General features: G+C 71.9%; 8 protein-coding genes. 5 read left to right on the top strand and 3 right to left on the bottom strand.

The annotated features are described in order from the left end of the window. Positions 1-38: 38 nt before the first annotated feature. Both Acy02nite_RS17050 and Acy02nite_RS17045 read right to left on the bottom strand, forming a co-directional pair. Positions 39-815, bottom strand: a complete 777-nt coding sequence (locus Acy02nite_RS17050; protein ID WP_203741704.1) for an NPP1 family protein — start codon at positions 813-815, stop codon at positions 39-41. 128 nt (positions 816-943) lie between these two features. Next, on the bottom strand, positions 944-1,387 hold the full coding sequence (locus tag Acy02nite_RS17045) for a DoxX family protein (RefSeq protein WP_203741701.1): 444 nt from the start codon (positions 1,385-1,387) through the stop codon (positions 944-946). Positions 1,388-1,456: 69 nt separating this feature from the next. On the opposite strand from Acy02nite_RS17045, the gene Acy02nite_RS17040 reads away from it, so the two are divergent. After that, complete coding sequence (locus Acy02nite_RS17040) at positions 1,457-1,918, top strand: response regulator (protein WP_203741699.1); 462 nt, start codon at positions 1,457-1,459, stop codon at positions 1,916-1,918. 133 nt (positions 1,919-2,051) lie between these two features. Here Acy02nite_RS17040 and Acy02nite_RS17035 read toward each other — a convergent pair whose 3' ends face one another. Further along, entirely contained in the window at positions 2,052-2,378 is a 327-nt protein-coding gene (locus tag Acy02nite_RS17035; protein ID WP_203741697.1) for an STAS domain-containing protein, read from the bottom strand. Positions 2,379-2,651: 273 nt separating this feature from the next. Between Acy02nite_RS17035 and Acy02nite_RS17030 the strand changes: the two genes are divergently transcribed. The 4 genes from Acy02nite_RS17030 to Acy02nite_RS17015 all read left to right on the top strand — a co-directional run bounded on the left by Acy02nite_RS17030 (position 2,652) and on the right by Acy02nite_RS17015 (position 6,473). Beyond that, the gene (locus Acy02nite_RS17030) at positions 2,652-3,416 is read left to right on the top strand and encodes a SigB/SigF/SigG family RNA polymerase sigma factor (protein ID WP_203741695.1); all 765 of its coding nucleotides are present in this window, start codon (positions 2,652-2,654) and stop codon (positions 3,414-3,416) included. 61 nt (positions 3,417-3,477) lie between these two features. Next, a complete protein-coding gene (locus Acy02nite_RS17025) occupies positions 3,478-4,734 on the top strand; it encodes a sensor domain-containing phosphodiesterase (protein WP_239174942.1) in 1,257 nt (418 codons plus the stop codon). A gap of 36 nt (positions 4,735-4,770) precedes the next feature. After that, positions 4,771-5,577 carry an MEDS domain-containing protein gene (locus Acy02nite_RS17020; RefSeq protein WP_203741693.1) on the top strand — a complete coding sequence of 269 codons (807 nt, stop codon included), beginning with the start codon at positions 4,771-4,773 and terminating at the stop codon, positions 5,575-5,577. After that, a complete protein-coding gene (locus tag Acy02nite_RS17015; RefSeq protein ID WP_203741691.1) occupies positions 5,574-6,473 on the top strand; it encodes a sensor histidine kinase in 900 nt (299 codons plus the stop codon). Before Acy02nite_RS17020 ends, Acy02nite_RS17015 begins: the two co-directional genes overlap by 4 nt.

The raw sequence follows: 6,473 nt of genomic DNA, 5'->3' as shown, positions 1-6,473 counted from the left end.
GGGGGGGGCGGCCCGCCTCACGGAGGGCCGCCGCCTGATCACGCGTACGGGTCGAACGGGATGCCGGACGGCTTCGCGGCGTTCAGCAGGGACTCGAAACGGCCGTCCTTGATCTTGATGGTGGCCGACCCGAAGTCGGCCGCCATCAGCTTGTCGCGCAGGGCGACGCTCGGGTAGCCGTCCCAGCCGACCAGTGGTGGGTAGCGCCAGTCGTGGTAGTGGTTCTCCGGCGGCTCGTCGTTGCTGTTGGCGAGCCGGAAGAAGTGCGTCGACAGGCCGTCCTTGTGGTAGACGACCTTCGGGTGGCTGCCGTCGAACCGCACCTGCGACCGGCTGTAGGTGACCTGCGAGCTGTGCTGCGTGGTGGTCACGTACTCGACCTGGTCGGACGCCTGGTTCACCCACGAGACGACGTGTTCCCAGTCGTGCCGGTGGCCGCCGAGCCCGCTGCCGGCGACCGCCTGGTCCTTCTCGAAGTAGCTGGCGTAGACGATCGCGCACCAGCCGTTGTTGCACTTCGACCGGGCGTACGTCTGGGAGTTGTCGAGATCCGGCCGGTCCCTGCAGTTGCCGTTGACCGCGCCGGTGGTCTTGAGGCCGGCGGCGATCGTGCCGTCGGGGCTGATCGCCGGGGTCGCATAACAGCCGTCGGTGTCGTAGTCGTAGGCGGGGGAGAAGGACTGTTCGTACCCGCCGGCGTTCTGCGGCAGGTTGTGCGGTGGGTCGGCGAGGGCCGGGGCGGCCGTCGCCACGAGCAGGAGAGCGGTGAGGCCGGAGGTGACCCCGGCCCGGGCCAGAGGACGGTAGCGACTCATGGTCGTCGATCCTTCGTGTCGTCACGCCATGGGGCTGGCGGCTCGAAGTGATCTTCACGGTCGCGATCGACCCCGGTCAATAGCGCAGGGTTCCGGAATCCCGGTGCTCGCAACCGTTCGCCCGCAGTTCAGCGGGTGGACTCCCGGCGGCGCAGAGCGCGCAGCGTGCCCACCGCGCCGGTCGCCCCCAGCGCCCACGCCACCAGCAGCGGCTGGAACGCCAGTCGCACCGCCCGCTTGGTGTCGGTGTCCAGGCCGAAACCGTCCTTGTGCTCGGCGAACTGCGCGATGTTGCCGGGGAACACCGCCACGAAGAACGCCGCCGCGGTCGCGCCGACGACACCGCGGGCCGGTTGCTTCCAGACGCCGAGCAGGGCCGCGCCGAGGCTGATCTCGGCCACGCCGGACGCGAGGACCACGAAGTCCGGGTCGAGCGGCAACCACGACGGCACCTGCGCCTGGAACTCCCGGCGGGCGACGGTCAGGTGGGATGTGCCGGCGAAGGCCAGGAACGCGCCGAGCGCCACCTGCCCGGCACCGGCCGCGACGCGGCGAACACGAGAGATCGTCATGATTGCCACGCTATCCCCGGCGGGACGTGACAAACCTGATCGGGTGGGTACATCCGCAGCGTGAGTACCGTGCGGGCTCTTCACGTGCTGCTCGTCGACGACGACGAGGCGGACGCCCTGCTGGTCGAGGAGGCACTGGAGGCCGCGGCCGTCCCGCCGACCGTGACGCGAGTCACCGACGGGCGGCAGGCGCTCGACTTCCTGCGGCGGCGCGGCTTCTTCGCGCTGGCCCGCCGGCCCGACCTGGTGCTGCTGGACCTGAGCATGCCGCTGATGGACGGTCACCAGGTGCTCGCAGCGATCAAGAACGACGACGACCTGCGCGCGATCCCGGTCGTCATGCTGTCGGGGTCCTCAGCGCAGGACGACGTCACCGCCAGTTACCGCCAGCACGCCAGCGCCTTCGTGACCAAGCCCATGGACTGGATCTCGTTCGCCACGGCGGTCCGCACGATCAGCGACTTCTTCCAGGCAGCGGCGGCCGTCCCCGAGCCGCCGGCCACGATCCTCCCGTTCCGGTCCCGCGCCTAGATCAAGATCAACCCCAGGTCCGCGTACGTCGTGAGCGCCAGCCCGGAGGCGGGAGTCGCGTGCCTGCCGGGAACGGCGGCCGGGTCACGTGGGGTGCCACGGGACGCCACTCACGACGTACGCGCGAAGGGGGTCAGGGTTTGGTGGCCGGCTCGCCGGTGAGCGTCTCCTCGAGGTTGGTCACCTGCAGGAGCATGCGGACCATGGGGCCGGGGTTGGTGAGGCGGAACGTGTGGTTCCGGGACTGGGCGGCCTTGCGGGCGGCGACGAAGACGCCCAGGCCGGTGGAGTCCAGGAACGAGACGCGGCCCAGGTCGACCTCGAGGACGGTGAAGCCGGGTGTCTCGACGGCCTGGCGCAGCACCTGGCGCAACGCGCCGGCGCTGTCCGCGTCGATGTCGCCCTCGGGCACGATGACGACCCGATCGTCGTGCCGTTCGATCGTGCAGCCGAAATCCATGTTCTCTCCCTGTCGCGGCGTCGCGGTGTGCCGCGGCCTTTCCCCGTGGCGTTCCGCGCCAAACTTGTCCCAGATCACACTTGAAGGTGGTAACAGCACGCCACCAGCAGCGATTAGTACTTTCGGTTGGCAATACCCGATACGTACGGCTAGGGTCTCTGCATCGGTCAAACAGTGTGCCGAGAATCCGTCCGCATGCGCTTGGAAGGGCAGCGGAGGAGGCCTCTCGCGTACCCCCGATGACCTCCCCCCCCGCCCGTCCGAAGGGGAGTCATGGTCAACACCACGACCGAGAACGAGACCGAACTTGCCACCGCGCTGGTGGAGACCCCGCGTGACGACGCCGCCTGGTCGTGGAAGCGCCAGGAGGCGATCACCGCGTGGCTGCCGATGGCGAAGCGCCTGGCCAAGCGTTACGCCAGCCGTGGCGTCGAGCTGGAGGACCTGCACCAGGTCGCCACGATCGGCCTGATCAAGGCGATCGACGGGTTCGAGCCGGACCGCGGCGCCGAGTTCACCGGCTACGCGATCCCGACCATCCTCGGCGAGCTGCGCCGGCACTTCCGGGACCGGATGTGGAACATCCGGGTGCCGCGCCGCCTGCAGGAACTCAACATGGCGATCAACCGGGCGCGCGGCGAGCTGATCCAGACGCTGAACCGGAACCCGACCGTCGCGGACATCGCCGGCCACCTCGGCATCAGCGAGGAGGAGGTCATCGAGGGCCTGGAGGGTGCGTACGCGTACCGGCCGACCTCGCTGTCCACCCCGATCGCCGCTGACGGTGACGCCGAACTCGGCGACACGCTCGGCACCCGCGACCCCGGTTTCGAGCAGGCCGAGGTGACCCTGTCGCTCGGCCCGGCGCTGGCGACCCTCACCGAGCGCGAGCGCAAGATCGTCACGCTGCGCTTCTACGGCAACCTGACACAGAGCCAGATCGGGGAGCAGGTCGGCGTGTCGCAGATGCACGTGTCGCGGCTGCTCGCCCAGGCGCTGATCAAGCTGCGGGCACAGATGGGGCCCGACGCCCACTGAGTCCCCCGTAAGTAACCACGCCCGGCCCGGCCGGACCCTAAGGTTCGCCCGGGATCGGACGATGTTCGGCGACGTGCCCGACATCCACGAAGTGCTCGACCGGCGCCTGGTCACGCCCCTGTTCCAGCCCCTGGTCGATCTGACCTTCGGTCGCGTGCTCGGGTTCGAGGCGCTGAGCCGGGGCCCGGCCGGCACGCCGCTGGAGATGCCGACGGCGTTGTTCGCGGCGGCGCGCGCGGCCGGGCGGGAGGCGGAACTCGACTGGATCTGCCGGGCGGCGGCTTACCGGGCGGCACTGCACGCCGGGTTCGGGCCGGAGCTGAACCTGTTCGTCAACATGGAGCCGACCGCGTGGCGGGCCGCGTGCCCGCCCGACCTGGTGCCGATCGTGCGGCAGGCCCGGCACCGGCTGCGGGTGGTCACCGAGATGACCGAGCGGGTGATCGCCGACGACCCGGCAGCGCTGCTCGCGGCGACCGCCGCCTGCCGGGAGAGCGGCTGGGGCGTCGCGCTCGACGACGTCGGGGCCGACCCGATGTCGCTGGCGCTGATGCCGTTCGTGCACCCGGACGTGGTGAAGCTCGACATGCAGCTGCTGCGGGCGCCGGACGACCCGAACACCGCCCGGGTGGTGGCCGCGGTCGCCGCGTACGCCGAGTCCAGCGGCGCGATCGTGCTCGCCGAGGGCATCGAGACCACCGAGCAGGCCGAGGTGGCGCGCAGCATGGGGGCGACGGTCGGTCAGGGCTTCTGGTTCGGCCCGCCCGGCCCGCTGCCGGCGGAGTTGCCGTTCGCCGTCCCGCTGCCGCACGTGCCGAGGACGTCCGGGGACGCGCGGACGCCGTTCGAGGTCATCGCGGCGGAACGGCCGGTGACCCGTACGTCGAAATCGCAGTTGATGTCCATGAGCCGGCACCTCGAAGCGCTCGCCGGCGACGGGCCGGAGCCACCGGTGCTGCTCGCGTCGTTCCCGGACGCGTGCTACTTCACCCCGGCGACCGCGGCCCGGCTCAGCCGGATCGCGGCGCACAGCCCGTTCGTCGCCGCGGTCGGCGCCGGGATCGGCGACGAGCCGGCCCCGGGCGTGCGCGGCGCCCACCTCGACGCCGCGAGCAGCATGCGCGGCGAGTGGAACGTGATCGTGGTGGGCCCGCACCGGGCGGCCGCCCTCGTCGCCCGCGACCTGGGTGACGACGGGCCGGACCGCGGCCACCGTTTCGACGTCGCGCTGACCCACGACCGGCGACTGGTCGTGGCCGCGGCCCGGTCGCTGCTGCGCTGCCTGGCGCCTGTCGCTGTGCTCGCCGGTCGGGGTTAGTCTTCTCCCCATCCGCGGCACGAAGAGGGGGACGTCATGACCGGCACGCTCCCTGAGCTACGCCTCGGTGATCACCTCTGCGTGATCGTCGACAGTGACGCCGGCAAGGCCGCGGCCCTCGCCGACTACCTGCGCGGCGGGCTGCGTGACAACCATCGCATCCTCTATTACGGCGACCCGGCCGAGCTGTGTGATCCGGCGTGGGCCGCGCCGCTCGCCTCCGGGCAGGTGCAGGTCGTCCCGCCCGAGTCGTCCTACCTGGCCTCCGGCCGGTTCGACCCGGAGGCGACCATCGCGGGCTGGGAGGTGGCGTGCGCCGACGCGCGTGCCGCCGGTCACGACGGGCTGCGCGTCGCCGGTGACATGTCCTGGGCGGCGCGGCCGGTCCCCGGCGCCGAGCGCCTGCCGTGGTATGAGGCGCAGGTCAACCGGGTCTTCGCCGGCGGTTACGCGATGGCCGTCTGCTTCTACGACCGCCGGCTGTTCACGCCCGCCGAGCTGAGCCAGTTCTCCTGCGCCCACCCCGCCCCGCAGCTGCGGATGATCCGGACGGACGATCCGGCCGGATTGCGGATGGACGGCGAGACCGATCTGGCCAGTCGCGCGGCGCTGCGCGCGGTGGTGGAGAATCTGGCGGATGATCTTCCGAACGGCGAGACCCTGGTGATCGACGTGTCCCGGTTGCGCTTCGCGGACGCGTCCGCCGCCCGGACCCTGCTGCACCCCGTCACGGTCGCGGGCCGCCGCACCCGCCTGGTCGGCTGCTCGCCGGGGCTGCGCCGGCTGCTGGCGTTCCACGGCGCGGACGATGTTCCCGGTCTCACGGTGGAGCCCCGCTGGTGACGGATCACCCAGCGCTGCTCTACCGGGACCTCGACGAGTACCTGTCGGGCACCACCGCCTTCGTCCGGGCTGCCGTCGCGGCCGGCGAGCCGGTGCTGGCAGCCGTGCCGGACAAGAACCTGGCCGCCCTGCGGGACGCCCTGGCCGATCTCGGCGACGCGGTCCGTTACGTCGACCTGACGGTCGCCGGGCGCAACCCCGGGCGGATCCTGCCCGGCGTCCTGCTGCCGTTCGCCGCGGCGCACCCCGGCCGGCGGGTCGCGGTGATCCAGGAGGCCCTGTGGCCCGGGCGCGGCCCGCTCGAGCAGACCGCCTGCATGCAGCACGACGCGCTGGTCAGCTCGGTGCTGACCGGGGCGGTGCTGTGCCCGTTCGACACCGGCGCCCTGCCGGCCACGTGGGTGCGCGACGCGTACCGGACGCATCCCGTGCTGATCACGGACGGGGAGGCGCGGGCGAACGAGCTCTACAGCGCCTCGGTCCGGTTCGACGTGCCGCTGCCACCGGTGCCGGAGACCGCGGCGACGCTCGCCTTCGCCACCGTCGACGACCTGGCGGCGGTCCGCGGCTTCACCGGGCGGGTCGCCGGCCGGGCCGGTCTGCCCGAGTTCGGCGTCGAGGACCTGGTCGTCGCGATCAACGAGCTCGCCGAGAACACGATCCTGCACAGCCCGGCCGGTGGCGTCGTCGCGATCTGGGCCGAGCCGCCGGTGCTGGTCTGCCAGGTCGACGACCGGGGGTTCGTCGCCGACCCGCTCGCCGGGCGGATCCCGCCGTCGGCGACGACCGAGGGCGGGCGAGGCCTGCTGCTGGCGAACCAGTTGTGCGACCTCGTCCGCATCCACACCCGCCCCGGCGGCACGAGCATCCGCCTGCACATGGAGCTCGTCGCTTAA

This window comes from Actinoplanes cyaneus (assembly GCF_016862095.1).
GTDB lineage: Bacteria > Actinomycetota > Actinomycetes > Mycobacteriales > Micromonosporaceae > Actinoplanes > Actinoplanes cyaneus.
The sequence above is the reverse complement of the archived record's forward strand: the minus strand, read 5'-3'. Positions and strand labels throughout refer to the sequence as shown.

Excerpts from the sequence above, each read along its gene's own strand:
- Acy02nite_RS17050 (WP_203741704.1), bottom strand. The coding sequence starts at position 815 with ATGAGTCGCTACCGTCCTCTGGCCCGGGCCGGGGTCACCTCCGGCCTC.
- Acy02nite_RS17045 (WP_203741701.1), bottom strand. The coding sequence starts at position 1,387 with ATGACGATCTCTCGTGTTCGCCGCGTCGCGGCCGGTGCCGGGCAGGTG.
- Acy02nite_RS17035 (WP_203741697.1), bottom strand. The coding sequence starts at position 2,378 with ATGGATTTCGGCTGCACGATCGAACGGCACGACGATCGGGTCGTCATC.
- Acy02nite_RS17030 (WP_203741695.1), top strand. The coding sequence starts at position 2,652 with ATGGTCAACACCACGACCGAGAACGAGACCGAACTTGCCACCGCGCTG.
- Acy02nite_RS17025 (WP_239174942.1), top strand. The coding sequence starts at position 3,478 with ATGTTCGGCGACGTGCCCGACATCCACGAAGTGCTCGACCGGCGCCTG.
- Acy02nite_RS17020 (WP_203741693.1), top strand. The coding sequence starts at position 4,771 with ATGACCGGCACGCTCCCTGAGCTACGCCTCGGTGATCACCTCTGCGTG.